This window comes from Embleya sp. NBC_00896 (assembly GCF_045207785.1).
GTDB lineage: Bacteria > Actinomycetota > Actinomycetes > Streptomycetales > Streptomycetaceae > Embleya.
The window spans coordinates 2,861,007-2,883,943 of sequence record NZ_CP108776.1 but is presented as its reverse complement, the minus strand read 5'-3'; the positions used below and the strand labels follow the sequence as shown (position 1 = coordinate 2,883,943).

Here is a 22,937-nt window from a genome sequence, read left to right as displayed (position 1 = left end):
CCTCATCCGCCGTCCCTGCCGATGACACGAACACGGCTCGGGACACACGCACAACTCAACAGCGACTCACCACGACGAGGCGACCACGAGGGTCGACGTCACGCGACCAGCTCGGCGAACGCCTCGTCGGCGCCGAAGCTCAGCGCGTCGTCCTCGCGCAGCCGGCGCAGCGCGCGCCAGATGCTCGACTTCACGGTGCCGACGCTGCATCCCAGCACCTCGGCGACCTCGGGGTCGGTACGACCCTCGTAGTAGCGGAGCACGAGCATCGTCCGCTGCGGCTCGGGCAGCTTCGCCAGCGCGCGCCACAGCACGGCGCGCAGCTCGGTGTCACCCATCGAGTCCGAACCGTCGGGGCGCTCGGGCAGCTCCTCCGAGGGGTACTCGTTGATCCGGCGCCGACGCCAGGCCGATATATGCAGGTTGGTCATCGTCCGGCGCAGGTAACCGCCGAGTGCGGCCTTGTCCTGGATCCGGCCCCAGGCCTGGTAGGTGCTCATCAGGGCGCTCTGCAACAGGTCCTCGGCCTCGTTGCGGTCACCCGTCAGGTGGTAGGCGGTGGCGAACAACGCCGAGCGACGCTCCCGGACGTACGCGGTGAACTCGTCGTCGACACTGTCCGTGCACGGAGCGCTACGCGCGTTGCCGTTCAGCGGGGCAAGCGCGACGACGGTGCGGCGGTTGTCCTTGCGGACGGCCTGCGACTGCATCTGGGATTGCATGACTTCTCCCCCGGTTCGGCGCTCGTTCACGATGTAAGCCTCCTGTGCGGGCTTCATCGTCACGTCGGCGAGCTGTCACAGGTATGCAACAGCGGTCCGGGTCGGCGAACCGGAAGGGGCCGCCCCGTGTTCTTCCCAGCCGTGACGTCAGACACAATGGCCTGCGTGCCCTACCTGCTGCTTATCGAGGATGACGAGTCCGTACGAACCGGACTCGAACTCGCCCTGGGGCGCCAGGGCCATCGCGTGGTCACCGCCGCCACCGGTGAAGCCGGCCTGGAACGGTGGCGCGAGCAGCGTCCCGACCTGATCGTGCTCGACGTGATGCTTCCGGGGATCGACGGTTTCGAGGTGTGCAGGCGCATCCGCCGCACCGACTCGCTGCCGATCATCCTGTTGACCGCGCGCAACGACGACATCGACGTCGTCGTCGGGCTGGAGTCCGGCGCCGACGACTACGTCGTCAAGCCGGTCCAGCCGCGCGTGCTCGACGCCCGGATCCGCGCGGTGCTGCGCCGCGGCGAGCGCGAGGTGTCCGACGCCTCCGTGTTCGGCGACCTGGTGGTCGACCGCAACGCGATGACGGTGACCAAGGCCGGCGAGGAACTCCAGCTCACCCCGACCGAGTTGCGGCTCCTGGTCGAGCTGAGCCGGCGCCCCGGCCAGGCGCTGTCCCGGCAGCAACTGCTTCGCCTGGTGTGGGAGCACGACTACCTCGGCGACTCGCGCCTGGTCGACGCGTGCGTACAGCGGCTGCGCGCCAAGGTCGAGCAGACCCCGTCCGCTCCCACGCTCATCCGCACTGTCCGAGGCGTCGGTTACCGCCTCGACCCGCCGCAGTGACGGCCCGACCGACCTTCGTACGCCGGTTCGTCCGACGGGTCGCCCCCGCCTTGAGGCTTCGTTCACTGCGATTTCGGGTGCTCGTCGCGTTCGCGGTCGTCGCGCTGATCGCGGCGGTCTCCGCGTCCGGCGTGGCCTACTGGCTGACCCGGACCGCCGTCCTGGAGCGTGCCCAGAACTCGGTGCTCACCGAGTTCCGGGACAACCTCGGCCGGGTCTCGGGCGGGCTGCCGGAGAACCCGGAACAGGCCGATCTGGGACCCGCCGTCGAGCAGATGCGCGAGAGCAGCTTCGGCTACTCCGTGGTCCTGGTCGGCGTGGACGGTCGCCCGGTGGCCTCGGACAACGCCCGGTTCCCGCTGGAGCGGGTGCCGGCAAAGTTGCAGCGCGTGGTGCAGACCGCCGACAGCAGCGGCGGCTTCCACATGTACTTCCAGCGGATCGACATCGACGGGCAGCCCTACCTCGTCGGCGGCACCCGGGTGGTCCCCAACGGGCCGACGGGCTACATGTTCAAGTCGCTCAAGGACGAACAGGCCGACCTCAACTCGCTGGCCCGCTACCTGATCGTCGGCACGCTGCTGGCCCTCGCCGCGGCGGCGGTGGTCGCGCTGCTGGGCGCGCGGCACATCCTGCGCCCGGTCCGCAAGCTCGGCCACGCCGCGCGCGAACTGGGCGCCGGGCGGCTCGACACCCGCCTGGAGGTGCGCGGCTCGGACGAGCTCGCGGATCTGTCCCGGACCTTCAACGACGCCGCCGAGAAACTCGAGCGCAGCGTCGCCGAGTTGCGCGTGCTGGAATCCTCCTCGCGCCGCTTCGTCGCCGACGTCTCGCACGAGCTGCGCACCCCGCTCGCGGCGATGACCGCGGTCAGCGAGCTCCTGGAGGAGGAGGCCGACAGCCTCGGCGAGCAGGGCGCGCCGGCCGCGCGCCTGGTGGTTGCCGAGATCGAGCGGCTCGCGACCCTGGTCGAGGATCTGATGGAGGTGTCCCGGTTCGACGCGGGCACCGCCGCCCTCGTGGCCGACGAGGTGGACATCACCGACCTGGTCACCGCGTGCCTGGACGCCCGCGCGTGGATGGACGCGGTGGACCTGCGGGCCCCCCGGGGCATCCTCGCCCGAGTGGACCCGCGCAGACTGGACGTCATGGTGTCCAATCTGGTCGGCAACGCACTGCGGCACGGCGGGTCGCCGGTGACGGTCGAGATCCATCGCGAACCGCGCGAGTTCATCCCCGGGACGCTCGCCGACCCGGCCGCCGAAGACCTGATGATCTGCGTCTCCGACACCGGACCCGGCATCCCCGAGGACGTGCTGCCGCACGTGTTCGACCGCTTCTACAAGGCCGACAGCTCGCGAGCCCGCTCCGAGGGCAGCGGCCTGGGCCTGTCGATCGTGATGGAGAACGCCCGCATCCACGGTGGCACCGCGTACGCGTCCAACATGCCCGGCGGCGGTGCCAAGTTCACCCTGCGCCTGCCGCTGGAGCAGCCGGTCGCCGAGGAGTACATCGATCCGGACGAGGGGGTCGAGGACGACGGCGTGCACGCCGACCTCGACGCCGAGAACGGCCTGACCACGGCCCACGACGAGCGGGGCGTGCGTTGAGAGTGCACCGGCGACTTCCGATCGTGGTCCTCGCGGCCACGGGCGTGCTCGCCGCGCTCACGTCGTGCGGGATCCGGGCGACCGAGGGACCGGTGGGGGCCGGGAAGCCGGCCAACCGGATCGCGCCGTCGGCGCAGGCCCAGCCGCCCGGTTCGGAGCGACACATCGTGTACCTGGTCAAGGACAACCGCCTCCAGGCGCTGCCGCGACCGGGCCGGCTCCAGCTGCGGCCGGCCGAGGGCGTGGTCGACAAGGCCCGTACCGAGCAGGTCAACCAGCTCCTGGAGGAGCTGCACCTGGGCCCCAACGAGTCCGAGGCGCTGGACGGCTACACGACCGCGCTGCCCGCCGGCGGCCTGGTCGCGGCAGAGCGGCGCGCGGGCGACGCGCCGACCCTGTTCCGCCTGGACGCCCCGCTCGGCTCGCTCGCGACGGTCGCCCTGGGGCAGGTGGTCTGCACGCTGCAGAGCGCGTCGGGCGGCGACCTGGTACTGCTCTCGGGCCGGCGCAGCGGGCCGGAGACCTACCGATGCGAGGACTACCTCGCCATCACCCGCAAGAGCACCGTCGCGCCGTCCCAGGTGGGCCGGCCGCCCACGAGCCCGCCGTCGGCGTTCGACGGCGACTGAGCTCCCGCCGTCCCCGAGACCGACCCCGCCCTTCCGGGAAAACCCTTACTCCCCAAGGGGGACGGCACCTCGGACCTTGCGGCGGATGTGTCCTCGTCCGGCCCGGAATACCTTCGAGGTACGACGACGCGGACTTCCGTGTCGGCGCACCGAGGAGGAACCGCCATGAGCACGATGACCCTGAGCCGTCCACGTCACGGCCGCCGGATCGCCGGCGTCTGCGCGGCCATCGCCCGCCGCTACGACTGGTCGCCGACCACCGTCCGTGTGGCGTTCATCCTGTCGTGCCTGCTGCCCGGCCCGCAGTTCCTGCTGTACATCGCGCTGTGGATCCTGCTCCCCCAGGACTGAACGCCACATGTCGCCGGCGCCTATCATCCGATCAACGGACGGGTAGGTAGGTCGATCGAGCGGGCTTCGGGGGCCGGAGGGCTTCGGGCGGCGCGCTCGGTCGGGGGGCGGAGACATGCAACCGGGAAGCACGCACAACAAGAACCTCGTCGTCACCATGTCGGTGTTCGCGGGCGTACTGGTCACCCTGGTGGGGCTGCTGCTGAGCGGCACCCTCGCGGTGAAGGCCGGGCGCACCCAGGCGATGAACTCGAGGCAGTACAGCGACAGCGACATCGAGGACACCCGCGGGTTCTGGGACCAGGACCGGCAGGACGAGGCCAAACCGCGCGGCGAGGAGATCTCGCCCGACCAACAACCGCCGCAACTGCCCGATCAGGACCAGCGGCAGCCCGAGCGGGCCGACTACCGGCAACCGCCGACGATCCAGGCACGCGCGGTGGAGGCCCCCTACACCGACCCGGGCCTCGCGATCCGCGGCAAGATCTTCTTCCGGATGCCCGACGGCACCGCCGAGTGCAGCGGCACCGTCGTGCACCACCCCACCGGCAACATGGTGTGGACCGCGGCGCATTGCCTGCACGGTGGCCGAAACGGCGACTTCTACGACCGGGTCACCTTCGTCCCGGGGTACAACGGCGCGGGCCGGACGCTACAGGAGCGCGAGCCGTACGGGCGCTGGCCGGCCCGGCGCACCACGGTGAGCAACCAGTGGGCGCAGGACGCGGATCCGGGCGGCCGGGACGCCAGCGCGTCGCCGTTCGACTACGGCGCCTTCGTGGTCGATCGGCGCGAGGGCCGGACGCTGGAGGACGCGGTGGGTCCGGGCGCGGACGTGTACTGGAACGCGCCCCGGCATCTTCGTGTGGAGTCGTTCGGCTATCCGGGCGACAAGCCCTACGACGGGACCGCGTTGTACACGTGCGCGTCGCCGACCACGGACTTCCACGAGAACGGCTGGCCGGAACCGGACATGTTGTGGATGGGCTGCACGATGACCGGCGGCTCGTCCGGCGGGGGCTGGTTCGCCGAGGTGGACGGGCGAAGTTATCTGGTCAGCAACGTCTCGCTCGGCGTGACCACCCAGACGGCGCGCACGATGACGGGGCCGTACCTGGGGGACGTGGCCAAGGAGATGTACGAGTCGCTGTAGGCGAACGCGGAGCCGGCCGGGCGACGGGGGGACGGCCGCGGGTCGCGGGCGACCCGTCGCGGCTTCCGGCCACGACGAAGCCGTGCCCCCGCGCAGGACGACACGCGAGAGGCACGGCTCGTACGCAAGCAGGACCGACGGGTTCCGCACCGACGACCCGGCCCGGCGGCAGAACGGAACCGCGGGCGATGCTAGAGGGGCAGGCCGCCGGGGAGCGGGAGGGCCTGGAGCGGGTTCGCGTCGCCGGCGACCGGCAGCGAGTCGGTCGGCAGCTGACCGAGCGGGGAGGCGCCGCCGAGCGGGGAGCCCAGGCCGCCCTTGGCCTGACCCTCCATGCCGCCCATGCTCTCCTCCATGTTGCGGGCCATGTTCCCGGCCACGTTGTCGAGCGGGGAGTGGCCCGGGGTGAGCGCCTCGCCGACGGGGAGCTTGTCGGTGACCTGGGTCAGCGGGAACGGCGCGGCGGCTTCCGGCAGGGCCGACTGGGCCTGCGACGCGACCGGGGTCAGGTCCTCGACCAGGTCGGGCACGGAGGCCGCACTGGCAGTGCCCGCAGCACCCGCTGCGAGTGCCGCACCGAGCCCGGCCGTGATAGCCGCCTTACGCGTTACCGATCGCATGTGCATCCTCGGTTTCTCGATTCGGGCGGGGCGAGACACACCCCGTTACGAAGTGAGATCGCAACGTAGCGAACCCGAGATGGAATGCGCAAAACGCCCCGTTCGGGTCAACCCCGGCGTGCGCCCGCGCACCGGGGGCGCCCATCCGGGACCCGCCGCGGACGCGGCGGGTCCGACCACGAGGCCGTCAGCTGCGGCCGAACAGCCACTCCGACCGGAGCGCGGCGTACCCCGGCTTGATCACCTCGTTGATCATCGCGAGGCGTTCGTCGAAGGGCAGGAACGCGCTCTTCATCGCGTTGACCGTGAACCACTGGAGGTCGTCGAGGCCGTAGCCGAACGCCCCCACCAGGTGCTCGAACTCCCGGGTCATGGACGTGCCGCTCATCAGCCGATTGTCGGTGTTGACGGTGACCCGAAAATACAGCCGGCGCAGTAGGCCGATCGGGTGCTCGGCGTACGAGGTCGCGGCCCCGGTCTGCAGGTTGGAGGTCGGGCACATCTCCAGCGGGATGCGCTTGTCGCGCACGTACGCCGCGAGCCGGCCGAGCTCGACGCTGCCGTCGTCCTTGACCGTGATGTCGTCGATGATCCGGACACCGTGGCCCAGGCGGTCCGCGCCGCACCACTGGAGCGCCTGCCAGATCGACGGCAGGCCGAAGGCCTCGCCGGCGTGGATCGTGAAGTGGTTGTTCTCGCGCTTGAGGTATTCGAACGCGTCGAGGTGGCGCGTGGGCGGGAAGCCCGCCTCGGCCCCGGCGATGTCGAATCCGACGACGCCCAGGTCGCGGTGACGGTTGGTCAGCTCGGCGATCTCCAGCGAGCGGGCCGCGTGCCGCATCGCGGTCAGCAGCGCGCCGATCTTGATCCGCTTGCCGGCCTGCGCCGCGCGGCGCTCGCCCTCGCGGAAGCCCTCGGTCACCGCCTCGACGACCTGGTCGAGGGTGAGGCCGGCTTCGAGGTGCTGCTCGGGCGCGTAGCGGATCTCGGCGTACACGACGCCGTCGGCGGCCAGGTCCTCGGCGCATTCGGCGGCGACGCGGAACAGGCCCTCGCGGGTCTGCATGACGGCCACGGTGTGGTCGAACGTCTCCAGGTAGCGCTCGAGCGAACCGGAGTCGGCGGCCTCGCGGAACCAGACGCCGAGCGCCTCGGGGTCGGTCGTGGGGAGACGGTCGTAGCCGACCGCCTCGGCGAGCTCGATGATCGTGGCGGGGCGGAGGCCACCGTCGAGGTGGTCGTGGAGCAGGACTTTGGGCGTGCGCCGGATCTGCTCGGCCGTGGGCGAGGCAGCGGGCGTGTTCGGGTGACTGCTGTACATGAAAGGACTTTACTGCCTACGCGCGTAGATCATGTGACGGTGACGTGAAGATTCGGCCATGTCCACGCGTCGGGCTCAGCGCGCGGGCTTCTCCGGGTGCAGGAGGCTGCCCCGGCGGCCGAGCACGAACTCGCGGAACAGCCGTACGGGCGCGGTCTCCGGGCGGCCGGGGACCCACGCGAGGCCGATCGTGCGGAAGGCCCGCGGGGCCGTGACGGCGAGTTCCACGGTGCCCGGGCGCGGCGAGTCCGGGGCGGGCAGCAGCGCGACGCCCAGGCCCGCCGCGACCAGGCCGCGCAGCGTCTCGGCCTCCTCGCCCTCGAACGCGACCTTGGGTGTGAAGCCCGCCTCGGCGAACAGCGCGTCGGTGATCCGGCGCAGGCCGTAGCCCGGCTCCATGCAGACGAAGACCTCGTCGGCCGCCTCGGCGAGCCGCACCCGGCGGCGGGTCGCGAGTCGGTGGTCGGTGGGCACCACGAGGTACATCCGCTGTTCGTCGAGCGCGCGCACGGCCAGGTCGGGCGCGTCCGGCAGCGGCGCGGTCAGGCACAGGTCGAGCTCGCCGGCCCGCATCCGCTCCAGCATCGCGGAGGCCGACGCCTGCACCAACTGGAAGCGGATGCCGGGATGATCGACCCGGAACGCGCGCAGCAGCCCGGGCACCGCCTCCGGGCCCATCGTGTGCAGGAACCCGAACGCGACCTTGCCACGCACCGGGCCCGCGTCCTCGATCACCTCGTCCAGGCCGCGCTCCAGCACGCCGAGCGCCTGCTCGACGTAGCCGAGCAGCGTGTGGCCCTGGCGGGTGAGCACCACACCGCGCCCGGTGCGCGCGAGCAGCGGTACGCCCACGTCGGCCTCGAGGCGGGCCATGGTGCGGCTGAGGGTGGGCTGCGCGATGCCCAGCAGGGCGGCGGCCCGGGTGATGTGCTCCTCGCGGGCGACCGTGGCGAATTGCACCAGGAGGGGGGCGATGGACGCGGAAACGTCGGCTGAGCTGGCTTCATACGACACGGCATCGATTCTCGCCGAAACATACATTGGACGCATGAAAGGACGCGGCCTAACTTCGATGTCATGTCCGCATCGAACGGCTCGGCCGAACCCGCGACAACCGCCGGCACACCCCTTCGCTACACGCGCGGTTCGCGCGGGTACCGCCGGGTGAATCTGGCGCTGTTCGCCGCGGGTTGCTCGACCTTCGCGATGCTGTACGCGACCCAGACCCTGCTGCCGGAGCTGTCCGAGGGCTTCCACCTCGACCCGGCGGCCGCGAGCGTGTCGGTGTCGGTGACCACGGGCGGGCTCGCGCTCGCGGTGATCCCGGTCAGCATGCTGTCCGAGCGCTGGGGTCGTTCGCGGGTCATGACGATCTCGGTGTTCGCGGCGGCGCTGCTGGGGGTATTGGCCGCGTTCGCACCGGACTTCACCACCCTGGTGGTGCTGCGGGCGGTCCAGGGCGTCGCGCTCGCGGGGCTGCCGGCGACCGCGATGGCCTACCTCGCGGAGGAGGTCGACGGCCCCTCGCTCGGTACGGCGATGGGGTTGTACGTCGCGGGCAACAGCATCGGCGGGATGGCCGGCCGGCTCGTCACGGGGCTCGCGTCGGATCTGGGCGGGTGGCGGGTCGCGCTGGTGGCGGTGGGGCTGCTGGCGCTCGGCTGCGCGGTCGTGTTCCGGGTGCTGCTGCCGCCGTCGCGCAACTTCACGCCGTCGGCCATGACCGCCCGGCAGCTCACCGGTGTGCTGCGCGCGCACCTGGCGGACCCGGTGCTGCGCCGGCTGTACCTGCTCGGCATGGTCTTCATGGCGGCGTTCGGCACGGTCTACAACTACCTCGGCTATCGACTGCTCGCGGAGCCGTTCGGGCTGCCGCAGGCGGTGGTCGGCGCGATCTTCGTGATCTACCTCGCGGGCACGTTCAGCTCGGCGGCGTCGGGTCGGCTGGTCGGCCGGCTCGGGCACCGGGCGACGCTGTGGACGGCCGCGGCGGTCACCGCGGTGGGCGCGCTGTTGACGCTGCCGGACAGCCTGGCGCTGGTGGTGGTGGGCCTGGTCGTACTCACGGCGGGCTTCTTCGCCGGGCACTCGGCGGCCAGTTCGGCGGTGGGGCTGCGGGTCACCGCGGGCCGCGCGCAGGCGTCCGCGCTGTACCTGGCGGCGTACTACCTGGGCAGCAGCCTGGGCGGGCCGGTCGGCGGGTTCGCCTTCCACGGCGAGGGCTGGGCGGGCGCGGTGGTGTTCGTGCTGGTGCTGATGGCCGCCGCCGGCGCGATCGCGGCGGGCCTGGGGGGCCGGGTGGCCGTGACCAGGACACGGCTGCTCGCGCGAACGCGCGCACACGTCGGGTCGGCGGCCTGACACGGCACGCCTACCGGGCCGGGTCCCCGATCGGGACCCGGCCCGGACTTGGCATGCTGGGGCGATGGACGAGCGGCACCCCTCTGCGGACGGCCCCGAGCCGGGCGATGTCGACGACTTCGGCCGGGTGTACCGCTCGCACGGCATCGGCGCGGGCTGCGGCGTGCTCGGCTGCCTGCTCGCGCTCCTGGCGGTGGCCGTGGCGATCACCGTCGGGATCCTGCGGGTCCTGGGCTGAGGGCGTCACGAGGTGCCACGGGGTGTCATGGGGTGTCGCGAGGGCGTCAGTAGCCCTGGGCCGCCTTGCGCTCGGTCGCCGCGACCCGGGCCCGTTCGACCTCGTTGATGTGCGTCTCGGTCCACTCCCGGAGCGCGCGGATCGGCTCGCCGAGGCTGCGACCGAGCTCGGTCAGCTCGTAGTCCACCCGGGGCGGGATCGTGGGTGTCACGGTGCGCAGCACGAATCCGTCCGTCTCCAGGCTGCGCAGGGTCTGCGTGAGCATCTTCTGCGACACCCCCTCGATCCGCCGACTCAGGTCCGTGTACCGCATCGAGCCGTCGTGCAACGCGTCCACGATCAGCACCGTCCACTTGCCGGCGATGTGGTCGAGGATCTGACGCGTCGCGCACTTCGCGCTGTAGACGTCGGCGGGGAGGCCGACCGATTCGACGATGGTCACCATGCCCGGAGAGTAGCGCACCATTTAGTGCCTACTTCCCGTTGGAGAGTGACTCTCCCAGAATTTCGAGCATGAACAACCGCACCGCCTCGGTCGCAGAGGCCATCCGCACCCGCCGCACCATCCGCCACTACCTCCCCGATCCGGTCCCGGCCGACGCGCTCGACACGCTGCTCGAACTCGCCGTCGAGGCGCCCACGAGCTGGAACCTCCAGGACCGGTCGATCGTCGTGGTCACCGACGACGCGGGCCGTGCCGGCCTGATCGCGGCCACCGGCGGCCAGCCGCAGCCGCAGGAGGCGCCGGTCCTGCTGGTCTTCGTCGCCGAACCGCAGGCGTGGCGCGCGGAACGCGCCGACGTGTACGAGCAGGCCCGCCGCAACGGCGCGTGGAACGACGAGTTCGTGGCGATGTTCGCCGCGGCGTCCGAGGAGTTCCAGGAGGGCCTGGCCGCGCGCGGGCTGCTCCGCGAGTACGCGATCAAGGACGCGATGATCGCGGCGACCTACGTGCTGCTCGCCGCGACCGAACTGGGCCTGGCCACCTCGCCGATGAACGGCTGGGACGAGGGCCTGGTGAAGGAGGCGATCGGCATCGGCGACCGCGACGACCTCGCGATCGCGCTGATCGTCTCGGTCGGTCGGCCCGCCGAACAACGCCCGCATCCGGGTCGGCGGGCCGCCGACCGCAACGTCTTCCACGGCCGGTACGGCGTACCGCGCCCGTGACGTTATCCGGCCACGCCGACCGGGGCGGCGACCGAGCCGACGGCCGAGGTGCCGCGCTCGGTCGCCGCGAGGATGCCGGCCAGGGACGACCGCGCGTCCTGAAGTCCGGTGATCCGCGCGTCGATCCCGTCGAGCTCGTTCCGCAGGTGCCCGATCACGCACGGATCGAAGTCGACCCCGGGGCCCTCGATGCACGGCAGCAGATCGCGGATGGCGCGGCTGGTCAGCCCGGCCGCGAGCAGCACCCGGATCCGCCCGACCATCGCGGGCGCGTCGGCCGCGTAGGTCCGGTGGCCGCCGGAGGTCCGCTCGGACGTGAGCAGTTCCTGCTCCTCGTAGTACCGAAGCAGCCGAACGCTCACCCCGGTCTCGCGTGCCAGCTCGCCGATCTTCACGTGACTCGCCTCACAAGCCCTTGAACCTCACATCGATGTGAGATCTTAGCGTTGCCGGCATGACGAACGCGCAGCGGGACACGCACTCGATCTACGGCTTCCTCCACCCCAAGGCGCACCGCGCCGCCGAACTCAAGGACATGCTCCTCGCGTTGGTCGAGCCCACCCGACGGGAGGAGGGCTCGTTGCAGTACCACCTGCACGAGGAGGCCGACGGCACGCTGTTCCTGTACGAGGTGTGGCGCTCGAAGGAAGACCTCGACCGGCACATGGAGACGCCGCACATGAAGGCCTTCGCGGCGGCGTTCTTCGCGAACCGGATGGACTACCTGGAGCGCGACATCGACGGCCATGCGGGCGCGATGCTCAGTCCCTACGCGACTGCGGAGTAGGCCGATCAGGTGGCGTGGCCGAGGAGTTGGCGCAGCCGTAGGGAGCGGGCGAGGGCGTCCAGGGGCGTGGGTTCGGTGCCGGTCCGGCAGCGCCGGCAGAGGTCGCCGGGGACCAGGTCGGGGCCCGGCCGACCACAGTCGGCGCACTCGACGAGGCGGGGGCGCCGGGACTGGGCCGGGATGACGGGCGCTCTCTTCGGGGCCTTGTTCAGGCGGTAGTGCAGGAGTCCGGTCCTGATCACCCGACCCTCCGGCGGCAGGTCCTCGGTGAGTTGGCGGAAGACCTCGGCCTCGCTCTCGCCGGCGGTGAGCCGGGCCGCCAGGAACGGCACGAGCGTGTGCAACTCCCGGTCCTTGAAGGCCAATCGGTCGTCGACCTCGGCCAGGGAGCGAAGCAGCGCGAGGGCACGGACGGCGGGATCCGCGGGCTCGGGTTCAGGCTCGGGCCCGGCGGCCGGCGGCGCGGGAGCGGCCTCGCCGGCTCTCGGGCCGGACCACTCCGTGAGACGACCGACCATCCGCCCGGTCGTCGAGTCCCTCAAGTGCTTGGCCGCCGCGATGCCGGCCTCGGTCAGCTCGCGCAACACGCGGGCGGCGACATGGGCGCCCACGCGGATGAGTTCGCGGATGGTGGCGATGGTGAGCGGGGTGCCCGGCGGCAGGGCCGCATATCGGACGGCGGCTTCGAAGGCACAGCCACTCAGGCCGTCGAATCGGGCCGACACGGCGGCCTCGGGGTTCTCGACAGCGGTGGGGGTATCGATACGCTGGGATACAGCCATGAGCGAGGGTCTCTCCTCGTGAAGTGGTCAGGCCCTCGCACCGGTGTTTGTGGCACCGGCGGGGGCCTACTTACGTTTTGGTTACGACTCAGCACACAGTGCGACCAAGTCCCGCGTCAATCACCCACTCGGGTGGCGCTCGCCCCCTAGTGCCGGCCGCCGCCCCGCAGGGGCAGCCGGCCTAGTGGGTCCTAGAAGGCGCCCGCACCCGCACAACGGGAAACCGCATCCACGGTCCGACCTCCACGAACGGCAACTGCCTTCCGTACAGCGGGTTTCGCCCCGATCGGATATCCCGCACGACGGATCTGCGCCCGATGTGCGTCGGCGAAAACCAACAGGACGTCGTGGACGGCGTAGTGCGCCTGTGGGTCGCCCTCGCCATCGACCAGGGCCACGGCCGCGACGGGGAAGCCGGCCCTCGTCAGGGGCATCAGGACCGCTCGTCAAGATCCCGTCAGGAACGCCCCCACCTGCGTCGATGCCGCGTCAAGAGGGTCGGGGCGGGGTTGTCGCGGGCGTAGCTTCTCGGTCGGGGCCACTTCGGTTCCGAGACCGTTTCGGATACGTACTTCGAGGATCTGATCGCATGTCCGCTCTGCTCGCCGTCTTCGCCGCCGCCGTGATCGCCCGCGCCCTGGCCACGTGGAAGCTCTCCACCCGCCGCGCCGCCGGTGCCGCGAAGTCCGCCGGGCCCGCCGCGACCCGCGCCGACAGCGCGCTCGCCGCCTGAGTCACATCGATCACAAGCGATCCACACCTGCACGGGGGCACCACGCATGGATGGATACCGGGCGGACACGGTCGCCCTGAACATCTTGGTCGACCGGCTCACCTCCTGTACCGAGTCGATGGACAAGGCGTTGAACGCGCTGGAGGACGTGGGACCCAAGAGTCTGGGCACCAAGGGGCTCGACGACGCCTGTGACGACTTCCACGACGAGTGGCAGTACGGCCTCAAGATCATCCGTGAGGACATCGGCAAGGTCGTCGACGCGCTTCGACAGAACGTCGTCAACTACGACGACACCGAGGGGCAGATCGCCGGCGGCCTGATCACCATGAGGACCGGATGAGCGACCCGTTCGGGCCCGGTGGCAAGTGGGGTGGCAAGCCCGCGCCGTCCGCGGAGTTCCCGGGGATCGGCTACGACCCGGCCCCGGGGAAACCGGCGAGTTGCGAGCCGCTCGAAGCGAACCTGACCAAGGCCGCGAGCGAGATGGTCACGGCGCAGGAGATCCTCAAGGGGATCACCCTGGGCGGCGCCTCCTGGGAGGGCGAGGCCGCGCAGAAGTTCATCGACTCCGAGGTGATGGAGAAGCTGCCGGGCCGGTTGCGTGACGCCGAAAAGGCGATGCGTACCGCCGCGACCCAACTGGAGCAGTGGCGCGGGCAACTGACGGGCTATCAGGCCAAGCGGGGAACGCTCGAAAGCGGCGCGGTCGAGGCGAGGCGAAAGCGTGACGCCGCGCAGGGGGACGTGGACCGGGCGAAGGACGACCCCGCGTTCGACCTGGCCGGTCGGTGGTTCGGCACCGACAAGGAACTCGCCGACGCCGAGCGGCGGATGCGCACCGCGCAGGTCGAACTCGACGCCGCCGGCGGGCGATTGACCGTCGCGGACGCCGATCTGGAGCGGATCCTGATCGACGCGGAGAACCTCCTGGGCCAACACGCGACCGAGGCTGCCGAGCACGCCCGGCGGATCGAGGAGGCCGGGGACAAGGCTCCGAACAAGCCGTTCGACCTGGCCGGATTCCTCGGCGGGGTCGGCGACTTCCTGTCGGTGGCGGGTGCCCTGCTGGGTGTGGTGGCGCTGTTCTGCCCGGTCCTGGCACCGTTCGCGATCGTCATGTCGCTCGCGGCGCTCGGACTGCGCGCGACCAGCTACGGAATGCAGGGCAAGCTCGACGAGCCGGGCGCGTGGCTCAACCTCGGCGGGGACGCGCTCGGCGCGTTGCCGGGCGTCGGCGCGCTCGCGAAGGGCGTCACGGCGGGTGTGCGCGCGGGCCGGGCGGTCAATGGCGCCAAGGGCGTGGTGTCCGGCGTCGGTACGGGGATGAAGACCTTCCAGGGGCAGGCGGGGCGGATTTCGGGCCTGATGGCCAACCCGGCGATCATCAAGCCGACCGCGTGGGTGGCGGGCAAGGCGGGCGCGGGCGCGAACGCGGCCCAGAACATCGGCAAGGGCGTCCAGGGCGCGCTCACCGCCGGGTTCAACTATCCGACCATCGCGTCGCTGCCGAACAACGACTGGCCGGGCACCACGTCCTCGTCCACTCCGGGCGGCCTCAACAACGTGCTCGGCGGGGTCGGCTTCGCAGGCACCAAGGGAGCGCCGGGCGGGGTGCGCGGGGCCGGCGGCGCGGCAGCCCTGCTGTCCGGGTGGGCGGCCTTCCTGTGATCGAGGCGCGAGCGTGAGCGGGCCCTGGTGGCTGCTCGTGCTCGCGGCCGTGCTCACGCCGTACGGCCTGCTGTGGTGGTCGCGGCGCCGCCGGCCCGACGCGCGACAGCGCGCGTACGCCGTCCGGAATCTGCTCACCGGAGCCGGTGACAGCGTGCGGCTGTGGGACGTCGATCACCCCGGGGTGACGATCAAGTGGCAGCGCGACGTCGCGCTCGGCTACGGCTTCGTGCCCTCCGAAACCCTGAAGACGCTGTTCCGGCGGGAAGGGCCGGCGTGGGCCGACGGCCTCGGACGGTACGCCGGGGGGCCGACGTACGGAGTGCTGCGAGCCCATCCGGTCGCGATCGCGAAGGCGACCGAGGTCGCGGGCCGGACCGGCTTCGACGTGCTCGATCCGGTGACCGTCGGGTGGGCGCGACGCGAAGCCGACCGGATCGCGCGCGGATACCGGTGGTGGAACGTGCCGTTGGCACTGGCGGCGGTCGGCCCGGTGGCCATCGGGCTGATGGGACTGGTCGCCGGGATCGTCGGCGAACGCCCCGACCTCGTGCGAGGCACGGGCGCGGCGATCGCCGTCGGCGGTTGCGTCGTGGGCCTGTGTACGTGGGGCCGACTGCGCGTGCGAACGGCCTTCGAAGACGCGGTGGGCGGCGTGGTCGCCGCGTACCGCGAGGTGGTGGCGGCGATGGCGGAGGCCGAGGTGACTCGGCTCGGGGCACCGGAGGCCGGGAGACGGGACTCCGGGACGCCGGACTCCGGGACACACGAGAGGCGCGGAAGGTGAACACCGACGAGGTCGCACCGTGGTTCGTGCTGCCGGACGGCTTCGAGGTCCTGCCGATGGATCGCGATCCGATCGAGCGTGCGACCGAACTGGTGCTGATGCTTCAGGATTTCTGGCCCGAGGCGACGCCCGAGCAGCGGATCCAGTGCGCGCTCACCAACGACGCGTTCCTGGACGGGCTCAACCACGAAGGCGTGGTCCACCTGTCCACCTGTCTCGCGCGCAAGGACGACGGTGCGCTCACCTCGGCGATGCTGGTGGTGACCGTGAAGTACTTCGAACCCAAGCCCGGAGTCCCGTTCGCCGACCGCGTCGTGCGCGAGCTGGGCCCGCCCTCGTTCGACCGCGACATCGCGGTCGCGCCCTCGGCGCTGGGTCGCATACCCGTCGTGGTGGAGGACTCGACGCCGCGCGTTCCCGGTGAACTCGTGGGTGCCGACGAGGACTTCGGTGTCACGACCCGGTACGTCCGAGCCTTCTTCCCGTTTCCGGGGCAGTCCCGGATGGCCGTCTTCACGCTGTCCACCCAGGACTTGGACACCTGGCCGGACTACGTCGAGATGATGGCCGCCATCTGCGCGTCGGTGTCGTTCGCCCCACCCGCCGTCGCGGGCCGGGTCGCAGGCGCGCTCGACGGCGGGCCGCCGGTCGACGCGCCGAGGGAGGCGCGGCGCAGTCGGATCGCGGACGTGTTCGACTGACGGGCGGGCGCGCGCCCGATTGCGGCCGATCGGCCCAACGGCGTTCCTTCCTTCGTGGGATTGACAGGACCCTTGGGCGCCGAGTGCGGGCACAGTGGGACCGGGCCGTTGTTCCACGAGTGCCGGTCACCGACCGGCCCGACCCGACGGCCACCCGAAGTACCCGCGAACCGCGGCCGTTGCCTCGCCCGCCCCGAACCCCGGCGGCTTCGAGGCCGTCGCGACGTAGTTCGCCCGGTCTTCGTCCGGACAGAGAGTTCGCCATGCCACGCGCGTGCACCACCGGGTTCACCACCGGCGGGGTCATCCTCGCCGCCTTCGCCCACCTCGACCGCCGCTTTGGGGTGTCCACCTGTACGGGCTGACCGCACGGGAGCGGCATGCGCAGTGGGGGCCGCGACGCCCCCCGGGACGGCCGCCGAGTCGTCCGGGGCGTCCGCCGGGATATCCCGGTCGATCAGCTCCGCCGCGCGGAAACGGCCGGCGGCCCATCACCCACGGGGGTGACGGGCCGCCGGTCCGCAGCGAGCGCTTCGCGCGATCAGTACCCGGTCGGGTGCCAGACCGTGCGGATCTCGGTGAAGGCCAGCATCCGACCCGTCCCCGGGTCCGCCGACCAGTCCGGCTCCTTGGCCTCGGGGCGCAGGACGCGCTTGAGGTTGTCCGCCGCCGCGATCTCCAGGTCGCGCGCCGACGCGACGCCCGCGTCCGGCGCGACGCCGGTCAGGTCGATCGCGTTGACGTCCTGGTGCGAGGCGAGCGTCGGGGCGATCTCGGCCGCGTTGCCGGTCAGGATGTTGAGCACCCCGCCCGGCAGATCGGACACCGCGAGCACCTCGGCGAAGGACAGCGCCGGCAGCGCCGACACGCCGGCCGCGAGCACCACGGCGGTGTTGCCGGTGGCGATCACCGGCGCGACCGCGCTGGTCAGGCCGAGCAGCGACGAGCGCTGCGAGGCGATCACCGCGACCACGCCGGTCGGCTCGGGCGTCGACCAGTTGGCGAACGGGCCCGCGACCGGGTTGGCCCCGCCCGCGACCTGCGCGAGCTTGTCGGTCCACCCGGCGTACCAGACCCAGCGGTCCACGGCCGCGTCCACCGACGCGAGCGCCTTGGGCCGGCTGATCCCCTCGGCCGCGGCGACCTCGGCCGCGAACTGCTCGCGGCGGCCCTCCAGCATCTCGGCGATCCGGTACAGGACCTGGCCGCGGTTGAACGCGGTGGCGCCCGACCAGCCCGGGAACGCCTTGCGCGCCGCGACGACCGCGTCGCGGGCGTCCTTGCGGCTCCCGCGCGGAGCGTTTGCCAGCGTCCGGCCCTTGCTGTCGGTCACCGCGTACACCCGCCCGCTCTCGGACCGGGGGAACTTGCCCCCGATGTACAGCTTGTAGGTCTTCAACACCTCAAGGCGCTCAGACATCGAGGTAGGCCTCCAGCCCGTGGCGGCCACCCTCGCGGCCGAAGCCCGACTCCTTGAACCCGCCGAACGGCGAGGAGGGGTCGAACTTGTTGAACGTGTTGGTCCACACGACGCCGGCCCGCAGCCGCTGCGCGGTCCACAGGGCCTTGGCGCCCTTTTCCGTCCACACCCCGGCGGACAGGCCGTACGCGGTGTTGTTGGCCTTCTCGACCGCCTCGTCCGGGGTACGGAAGGTCTGCACGGTCAGCACCGGGCCGAAGATCTCGTCGCGCGCGATCCGGTGCGCCTGGGTGACGCCCGTGAACACGGTCGGCGGGAACCAGAAGCCCTTGCTCGGCAGCTCGCCGGCCAGGGACCAGCGCTCCGCGCCCTCGGTCTCGCCGGCCGTGACCAGCTCCTGGATGCGGGACAGCTGCGCGGCCGAGTTGATCGCGCCGACGTCGGTGTTCTTGTCCAGCGGGTCGCCCACGCGCAGGGTCTTGATCCTGCGGGTCAGGCTCGCCATCAGCTCGTCGGCCACGGATTCCTGCACGAGCAGGCGCGAACCGGCGCAGCAGACCTGGCCGCCGTTGAAGAAGATGCCCTCGACGATCCCGTCCACGGCCGAGTCGATCGCGGCGTCGTCGTAGACGATGTTCGCGGCCTTGCCGCCGAGTTCGAGGGTGACCCGCTTGCGGGTGCCCGCGATCGTGCGGGCGATCTCCTTGCCCACCGCGGTCGAGCCGGTGAACGCGACCTTGTCCACGTCCGGGTGCGCGATCAGCGCGCGACCGGTCTCGCCGGCACCGGTGACGATGTTCAGCACACCGTCCGGCAGCCCGGCCTCGACGCAGATCTCGGCGAACCGCAGCGCGGTCAGCGGCGTGGTCTCGGCCGGCTTGAGCACGACCGTGTTGCCGCCCGCGAGGGCCGGCGCGACCTTCCACGCCAGCATCAGCAGCGGGAAGTTCCACGGGATGACCTGACCGGCCACGCCGATCGGCCTGGGGTCCGGCCCGAAGCCCGCGTGCGCGAGCTTGTCGGCCCAGCCCGCGTAGTGGAAGAAGTGCGCCGCGACCAGCGGGATGTCCACGTCGCGCGACTCGCGGATCGGCTTGCCGTTGTCGATCGACTCCAGGACCGCGAGCTCGCGCCCGTGCTCCTGGACCAGTCGGGCGATGCGGAACAGGTACTTGGCCCGTTCCGCGCCCGGCAGCGCCGACCACGACTTGAACGCCTTGCGCGCGGCCTTGACCGCACGGTCCACGTCCGCCTCGCCGCCGACGGCGATCTCGGAGAGGACCTCCTCGGTCGCCGGGTTCACGGTCTTGAGCCGGCCGCCGTCCGCGGCGTCGGCGAACTTTCCGTCGATGAACAGCCCGTACGCCGGGGCGATGTCGACGACCGCGCGCGACTCGGGCGCGGGCCCGTACTCGAAGGGGTTGCCCATGGGTGTCAGTCCACCGTCACGTAGTCGGGGCCGGAGTAGCGGCCCGTGGCCAGCTTCTGGCGCTGCATCAGGAGATCGTTGAGCAGGCTGGAGGCGCCGAGTCGGAACCAGTCCGGGTCCAGCCAGTCGGTCCCGGCCGTCTCGTTGACCAGGACGAGGTACTTCATCGCGTCCTTGGTCGTGCGGATCCCGCCGGCCGGCTTGACGCCGACCTGCCGCCCGGTCGCCTCGCGGAAGTCGCGGACGGCCTGCAGCATCACCAGCGTCACCGGCAGTGTCGCGTTGACCGCGACCTTGCCCGTGGACGTCTTGATGAAGTCGGCACCCGCGAGCATCGCGAGCCACGACGCGCGGCGAACGTTGTCGTACGTCGACAGTTCACCGGTCTCCAGGATCACCTTGAGGTGGGCGCTGCCACCGCCGGCGGCTTCGCTGCGGGCGCAGGCCGCCTTGACGGCCACGATCTCGTCGTAGACGAGCCGGTAGCGGCCGGACAGGAACGCGCCGCGGTCGATGACCATGTCGATCTCGTCGGCCCCGGCGGCCACCGCGTAGGCGACGTCGGCCAGCTTGACGTCGAGCGCGGCGCGCCCGGACGGGAACGCGGTCGCGACGGACGCGACGTGTACGCCGGAGTCGCCGAGCGCGTGCTTGGCCTCGGTGACGAGGTCGGGGTACACGCAGATCGCGGCCGGTCGGGGCGCGTCCGGTGCGCCCGGGTCCGGGTGCAGCGCCTTCGCGCACAGCGCTCGGACCTTGCCGGGGGTATCGGCGCCCTCCAACGTGGTCAGGTCGATCATCCGGATGGCGAGGTCGATCGCGGCGACCTTCGCATCGTTCTTGATCGAGCGGGTCGCGAGCATTGCTGCCCGCGCTTCGGTCCCGACCCTGTCGACGCCAGGAAGACCGTGCAGAAAGCGTCGAAGGGCCGCTTCGGACGAGGTGACCTCGGCCGGATCGGCGGGAAATGCAGACGGCATGCTCACAAGACGAGCATATCTACTCGCGTAGCGTCCGGCCCAGTGGTCCGGCCGAGCCAAAGCGGGCTTGTGGGGTGAGGCACAATCACCGGTCATGAGCAGCGACGAGGACGTCACCACGTATCGCTCCCGGCCGGCGATGGCCGTCGGGGTGCTTCTGATCGCCGTCGGGATCTGGATGATCATCGACACCCTGGTCCGCGGCGAGGGCCGGACGAAGTGGCTCGCCATCGCGATGGTGATCTTCTTCGCCGTCCTGGTGATCGCGCTCACGTTGCGGTCGGCGGTGCTGGTCGGGCCGGAGCGGCTGGTGATCCGGAATCCGTTCCGCACGATCGTGGTGCCTTGGGGCGCGTTGGAGCGCGTCCGGGCCGAGTACTCGATCGAGGTGCGGGCCGGTGACAAGTCGTTTCACATCTGGGCCATTCCGGTGTCGCTGCGGGAGCGCAAGCGGGCCCTGCGGCAGCAGGGGCGGTCGGCGGCGGAGAATCCGTACGGGCAGAGCCAACACGATCTTCCGCAGCTGTCCCGGGCCGATCAGGTCGTGGACGATCTGCGTGGGATGAGCGAGCAGTTCGGGAAGAAGTCCACCGGGCCGGTCGAGGTCGCCTGGTCGATGGAGATCATCGGCGGCATGGCCCTGTCGGGAATCGCCGCCTTGATCCTGGGCCTGGTCTAGAAGGCCTCAAACGCCGGCCGGGCTGATGGTGGCGCCTGCGTCGGGTGTCCTCAAACGCCGGACGGGCTGGGTTGGCTTGCGTTGGGGTGGCCTCAATCGCCGGCCGGGCTGGTGGTGGCCTGTGCTGGGTGGCCTCAAGCGCCGGCCGGGCTGGGTTGGGCTGGGTTGGGGGAAGACGGAACGAGCGGGGGCCGCCGGTTGGTGGGCCCGCGCTCGTTTTGTTTCGTCTTGGGGCGGGCCCGCTACATGCCCAGCGTTGCGGCCAAGTCCTGCTTGAGTCGTTCCAGTGCCTGGTGGGTTGTCGCGCGGGCGGGTGCGATGCCGATCTCGGTGATTCGCTTCGGGTCGACCACGACCTCCAGGTACGCCTTGAGCTTGGGCTCGGTCCCGGACGGGCGGACCACGACGCGGCCTGCGAGCAGGTCGGCGCCGTCGCCGGCGAGCGTGTACCGCAGGCCGTCGGTCGGCGGCAGGCCGCCGGCCTGTGGGTGCAGTAGGTCCTCCGACGTCGCGACGGCGAGGCCGCCGAGGGACTTGGGGGCGTCCGCGCGCAGCCGTTCCATCGCCTGGGTGATCAGTTCGAGCCGCTCGACCCGCACCGAATACTGGTCGGTCGCGTACAGGCCGTACCGCGCCGCGATCGCGTCGAGCAGGTCCGGCAGCGTGCTGCCGTCGCGCTTGGCGCCCGCCGCGAGTTCGGCGAGCATCAGCGCGGCCGTGACGCCGTCCTTGTCGCACACGCCGTCGGGGTCCACGCAATAACCGAGGGCCTCCTCGAACGCGAACGCCAGCCGCGGCACCCGGGCGAGCCACTTGAAGCCGGTCAGCGTCTCCGCGTACGGGACGCCGTTCGCGTACGCGATCGCGCCGAGCAGCGAGGAGGAGACGATCGTGGTGGCCAGCACGCCGGTCGTACCGCGACGGGCCACCTCGGCCCCGAGCAGCGCACCGACCTCGTCGCCGCGCAGCATCCGCCACCCGCCCGCCGCGGCCGGGTCCGGCACCGCGACCGCGCACCGGTCGGCGTCCGGGTCGTTGGCGATCACGATGTCGGCGTCCTCGGCGAGCGCGGTGCGGAACGCGAGGTCCATCGCGCCGGGCTCCTCCGGGTTCGGGAAGGCCACGGTCGGGAAGTCCGGGTCCGGGTCCGCCTGCTCCGGCACGGGCCGGACATCGGCGAAGCCCGCGCGCTCGAACGCGCCCAGCATCACGGTCGTGCCCACGCCGTGCATCGCGGTGTGCACGATGCGCACGTCGCGCGGTCCGGCCGGGTCGACCACCGTCATCGCGCGGTCGAGGTAGGAGTCGACCAGCGCCTCGCCGAGCGTGTCCCAGCCGTCCTCGGCCATCGGCACGTCGGCGAGCGAGCGCACGGCCGCGATGTGGCCGGCGATCTCGGCGTCGGCGGGCGGCACGATCTGCGAGCCGTCGCCGAGGTAGACCTTGTAGCCGTTGTCGCGCGGCGGGTTGTGGCTCGCGGTCACCATGACGCCCGCGACGCAGCCGAGATGCCGGATCGCGTACGCGAGCACCGGCGTCGGCAGCGGCCGGGGCAGCACCAGCGCGTGCAGCCCGGCGGCCTCCATGACGGCCGCCGTGTCCCGCGCGAACACGTCGGACTTGTGCCGCGCGTCGAAACCGATCACGACCGAGTTACGGGTCGCGGAGGGCGCGACCGTGTCGGTGACGTAGGCGGTCTTGAGGTACGCGGCCAGGCCGGCGGCGGCCCGGATCACCACCGCGCGGTTCATCCGGTTCGGTCCGGCGCCCAGTTCGCCGCGCAACCCCGCGGTGCCGAACTGGAGCAGCCCGGCGAAGCGGTCCGCGAGGCCCTCCCGGTCGTCCGCTTCGAGCAGCGCTTCGAGCTCGGCCCGGGTGTCCGGGTCCGGGTCCTCGGCCAGCCAGGCGCGCGCGGTCTCGATGACGTCGCTCAACACGGACTCCTCGGTA

At 71.6% G+C, this 22,937-nt stretch carries 26 protein-coding genes; 15 read left to right on the top strand and 11 right to left on the bottom strand.

What is annotated here, in order from left to right; translation table 11 throughout:
• Positions 1 to 98 precede the first annotated feature (98 nt).
• The gene (locus OG928_RS12880) at positions 99 to 722 is read right to left on the bottom strand and encodes a SigE family RNA polymerase sigma factor (RefSeq protein WP_406283207.1); all 624 of its coding nucleotides are present in this window, start codon (positions 720 to 722) and stop codon (positions 99 to 101) included.
• Between the two features lie 165 nt (positions 723 to 887).
• Here OG928_RS12880 and OG928_RS12875 point away from each other — a divergent pair, with 165 nt between their 5' ends.
• The 5 genes from OG928_RS12875 (at position 888) to OG928_RS12855 (ending at position 5,308) form a co-directional block, all read left to right on the top strand.
• Complete coding sequence (locus tag OG928_RS12875; RefSeq protein WP_174861367.1) at positions 888 to 1,565, top strand: response regulator transcription factor; 678 nt, start codon at positions 888 to 890, stop codon at positions 1,563 to 1,565.
• A gap of 50 nt (positions 1,566 to 1,615) precedes the next feature.
• The gene (locus OG928_RS12870; protein WP_406283205.1) at positions 1,616 to 3,175 is read left to right on the top strand and encodes an ATP-binding protein; all 1,560 of its coding nucleotides are present in this window, start codon (positions 1,616 to 1,618) and stop codon (positions 3,173 to 3,175) included.
• 23 nt (positions 3,176 to 3,198) lie between these two features.
• Positions 3,199 to 3,804, top strand: coding sequence for a hypothetical protein (locus OG928_RS12865; RefSeq protein WP_406283203.1), 606 nt, complete (start codon positions 3,199 to 3,201; stop codon positions 3,802 to 3,804).
• Positions 3,805 to 3,969: 165 nt separating this feature from the next.
• On the top strand, positions 3,970 to 4,155 hold the full coding sequence (locus tag OG928_RS12860) for a PspC domain-containing protein (RefSeq protein WP_406283201.1): 186 nt from the start codon (positions 3,970 to 3,972) through the stop codon (positions 4,153 to 4,155).
• 115 nt (positions 4,156 to 4,270) lie between these two features.
• Positions 4,271 to 5,308: a trypsin-like serine peptidase gene (locus OG928_RS12855; protein ID WP_406283199.1), complete on the top strand. Its 1,038-nt coding sequence runs from the start codon at positions 4,271 to 4,273 to the stop codon at positions 5,306 to 5,308.
• A gap of 191 nt (positions 5,309 to 5,499) precedes the next feature.
• Here OG928_RS12855 and OG928_RS12850 read toward each other — a convergent pair whose 3' ends face one another.
• The 3 genes from OG928_RS12850 to OG928_RS12840 all read right to left on the bottom strand — a co-directional run bounded on the left by OG928_RS12850 (position 5,500) and on the right by OG928_RS12840 (position 8,290).
• Positions 5,500 to 5,838: a hypothetical protein gene (locus tag OG928_RS12850; protein ID WP_406283197.1), complete on the bottom strand. Its 339-nt coding sequence runs from the start codon at positions 5,836 to 5,838 to the stop codon at positions 5,500 to 5,502.
• A gap of 277 nt (positions 5,839 to 6,115) precedes the next feature.
• Entirely contained in the window at positions 6,116 to 7,249 is a 1,134-nt protein-coding gene (locus tag OG928_RS12845; protein WP_406283195.1) for an adenosine deaminase, read from the bottom strand.
• Positions 7,250 to 7,324: 75 nt separating this feature from the next.
• Positions 7,325 to 8,290, bottom strand: coding sequence for a LysR family transcriptional regulator (locus OG928_RS12840; protein ID WP_406283193.1), 966 nt, complete (start codon positions 8,288 to 8,290; stop codon positions 7,325 to 7,327).
• 36 nt (positions 8,291 to 8,326) lie between these two features.
• On the opposite strand from OG928_RS12840, the gene OG928_RS12835 reads away from it, so the two are divergent.
• Both OG928_RS12835 and OG928_RS12830 read left to right on the top strand, forming a co-directional pair.
• On the top strand, positions 8,327 to 9,610 hold the full coding sequence (locus tag OG928_RS12835; RefSeq protein WP_406283191.1) for an MFS transporter: 1,284 nt from the start codon (positions 8,327 to 8,329) through the stop codon (positions 9,608 to 9,610).
• Between the two features lie 64 nt (positions 9,611 to 9,674).
• On the top strand, positions 9,675 to 9,848 hold the full coding sequence (locus OG928_RS12830) for a hypothetical protein (RefSeq protein WP_406283189.1): 174 nt from the start codon (positions 9,675 to 9,677) through the stop codon (positions 9,846 to 9,848).
• A 46-nt stretch (positions 9,849 to 9,894) separates the two neighbouring features.
• Here the strand turns inward: OG928_RS12830 and OG928_RS12825 are convergent, their stop codons facing one another.
• Complete coding sequence (locus tag OG928_RS12825; protein ID WP_406283187.1) at positions 9,895 to 10,293, bottom strand: winged helix-turn-helix transcriptional regulator; 399 nt, start codon at positions 10,291 to 10,293, stop codon at positions 9,895 to 9,897.
• Positions 10,294 to 10,361: 68 nt separating this feature from the next.
• Between OG928_RS12825 and OG928_RS12820 the strand changes: the two genes are divergently transcribed.
• Positions 10,362 to 11,018 (top strand): nitroreductase family protein, encoded by a 657-nt coding sequence (locus tag OG928_RS12820; protein WP_406283185.1) that lies wholly within the window; start codon positions 10,362 to 10,364, stop codon positions 11,016 to 11,018.
• Positions 11,019 to 11,020: 2 nt separating this feature from the next.
• On the opposite strand, the gene OG928_RS12815 is transcribed toward OG928_RS12820, so the two are convergent.
• Positions 11,021 to 11,413: a MerR family transcriptional regulator gene (locus OG928_RS12815; protein WP_406283183.1), complete on the bottom strand. Its 393-nt coding sequence runs from the start codon at positions 11,411 to 11,413 to the stop codon at positions 11,021 to 11,023.
• Between the two features lie 59 nt (positions 11,414 to 11,472).
• Between OG928_RS12815 and OG928_RS12810 the strand changes: the two genes are divergently transcribed.
• Positions 11,473 to 11,805 carry a putative quinol monooxygenase gene (locus OG928_RS12810; protein ID WP_406283182.1) on the top strand — a complete coding sequence of 111 codons (333 nt, stop codon included), beginning with the start codon at positions 11,473 to 11,475 and terminating at the stop codon, positions 11,803 to 11,805.
• A gap of 5 nt (positions 11,806 to 11,810) precedes the next feature.
• Here OG928_RS12810 and OG928_RS12805 read toward each other — a convergent pair whose 3' ends face one another.
• Entirely contained in the window at positions 11,811 to 12,587 is a 777-nt protein-coding gene (locus OG928_RS12805; RefSeq protein WP_406283180.1) for a hypothetical protein, read from the bottom strand.
• 589 nt (positions 12,588 to 13,176) lie between these two features.
• Between OG928_RS12805 and OG928_RS12800 the strand changes: the two genes are divergently transcribed.
• From OG928_RS12800 to OG928_RS12780, 5 genes are read left to right on the top strand one after another with little or no spacing between them, the layout of a single operon-like run.
• Positions 13,177 to 13,320, top strand: a complete 144-nt coding sequence (locus OG928_RS12800) for a hypothetical protein (RefSeq protein ID WP_406283178.1) — start codon at positions 13,177 to 13,179, stop codon at positions 13,318 to 13,320.
• A gap of 46 nt (positions 13,321 to 13,366) precedes the next feature.
• Positions 13,367 to 13,663 carry a hypothetical protein gene (locus tag OG928_RS12795; RefSeq protein ID WP_406283176.1) on the top strand — a complete coding sequence of 99 codons (297 nt, stop codon included), beginning with the start codon at positions 13,367 to 13,369 and terminating at the stop codon, positions 13,661 to 13,663.
• On the top strand, positions 13,660 to 14,991 hold the full coding sequence (locus tag OG928_RS12790) for a hypothetical protein (protein ID WP_406283174.1): 1,332 nt from the start codon (positions 13,660 to 13,662) through the stop codon (positions 14,989 to 14,991). The genes OG928_RS12795 and OG928_RS12790 overlap by 4 nt, the downstream gene beginning before the upstream one ends.
• A 13-nt stretch (positions 14,992 to 15,004) precedes the next feature.
• Entirely contained in the window at positions 15,005 to 15,778 is a 774-nt protein-coding gene (locus tag OG928_RS12785; RefSeq protein WP_406283172.1) for a hypothetical protein, read from the top strand.
• A complete protein-coding gene (locus tag OG928_RS12780) occupies positions 15,775 to 16,479 on the top strand; it encodes a hypothetical protein (protein WP_406283170.1) in 705 nt (234 codons plus the stop codon). The genes OG928_RS12785 and OG928_RS12780 overlap by 4 nt, the downstream gene beginning before the upstream one ends.
• Before the next feature lie 541 nt (positions 16,480 to 17,020).
• Here the strand turns inward: OG928_RS12780 and OG928_RS12775 are convergent.
• From OG928_RS12775 to deoC, 3 genes are read right to left on the bottom strand one after another with little or no spacing between them, the layout of a single operon-like run.
• Positions 17,021 to 17,899, bottom strand: a complete 879-nt coding sequence (locus OG928_RS12775) for an aldehyde dehydrogenase family protein (protein WP_406283168.1) — start codon at positions 17,897 to 17,899, stop codon at positions 17,021 to 17,023.
• A complete protein-coding gene (locus OG928_RS12770) occupies positions 17,892 to 19,328 on the bottom strand; it encodes an aldehyde dehydrogenase family protein (RefSeq protein ID WP_406283166.1) in 1,437 nt (478 codons plus the stop codon). The genes OG928_RS12775 and OG928_RS12770 overlap by 8 nt, the downstream gene beginning before the upstream one ends.
• A gap of 5 nt (positions 19,329 to 19,333) precedes the next feature.
• Positions 19,334 to 20,308 carry a deoxyribose-phosphate aldolase gene (gene deoC, locus OG928_RS12765; protein ID WP_406290943.1) on the bottom strand — a complete coding sequence of 325 codons (975 nt, stop codon included), beginning with the start codon at positions 20,306 to 20,308 and terminating at the stop codon, positions 19,334 to 19,336.
• A 94-nt stretch (positions 20,309 to 20,402) separates the two neighbouring features.
• On the opposite strand from deoC, the gene OG928_RS12760 reads away from it, so the two are divergent.
• Positions 20,403 to 20,987: a PH domain-containing protein gene (locus tag OG928_RS12760; RefSeq protein WP_406283164.1), complete on the top strand. Its 585-nt coding sequence runs from the start codon at positions 20,403 to 20,405 to the stop codon at positions 20,985 to 20,987.
• 242 nt (positions 20,988 to 21,229) lie between these two features.
• On the opposite strand, the gene OG928_RS12755 is transcribed toward OG928_RS12760, so the two are convergent.
• Positions 21,230 to 22,924 (bottom strand): phospho-sugar mutase, encoded by a 1,695-nt coding sequence (locus tag OG928_RS12755; protein ID WP_406290941.1) that lies wholly within the window; start codon positions 22,922 to 22,924, stop codon positions 21,230 to 21,232.
• Between the last annotated feature and the right edge of the window lie 13 nt (positions 22,925 to 22,937).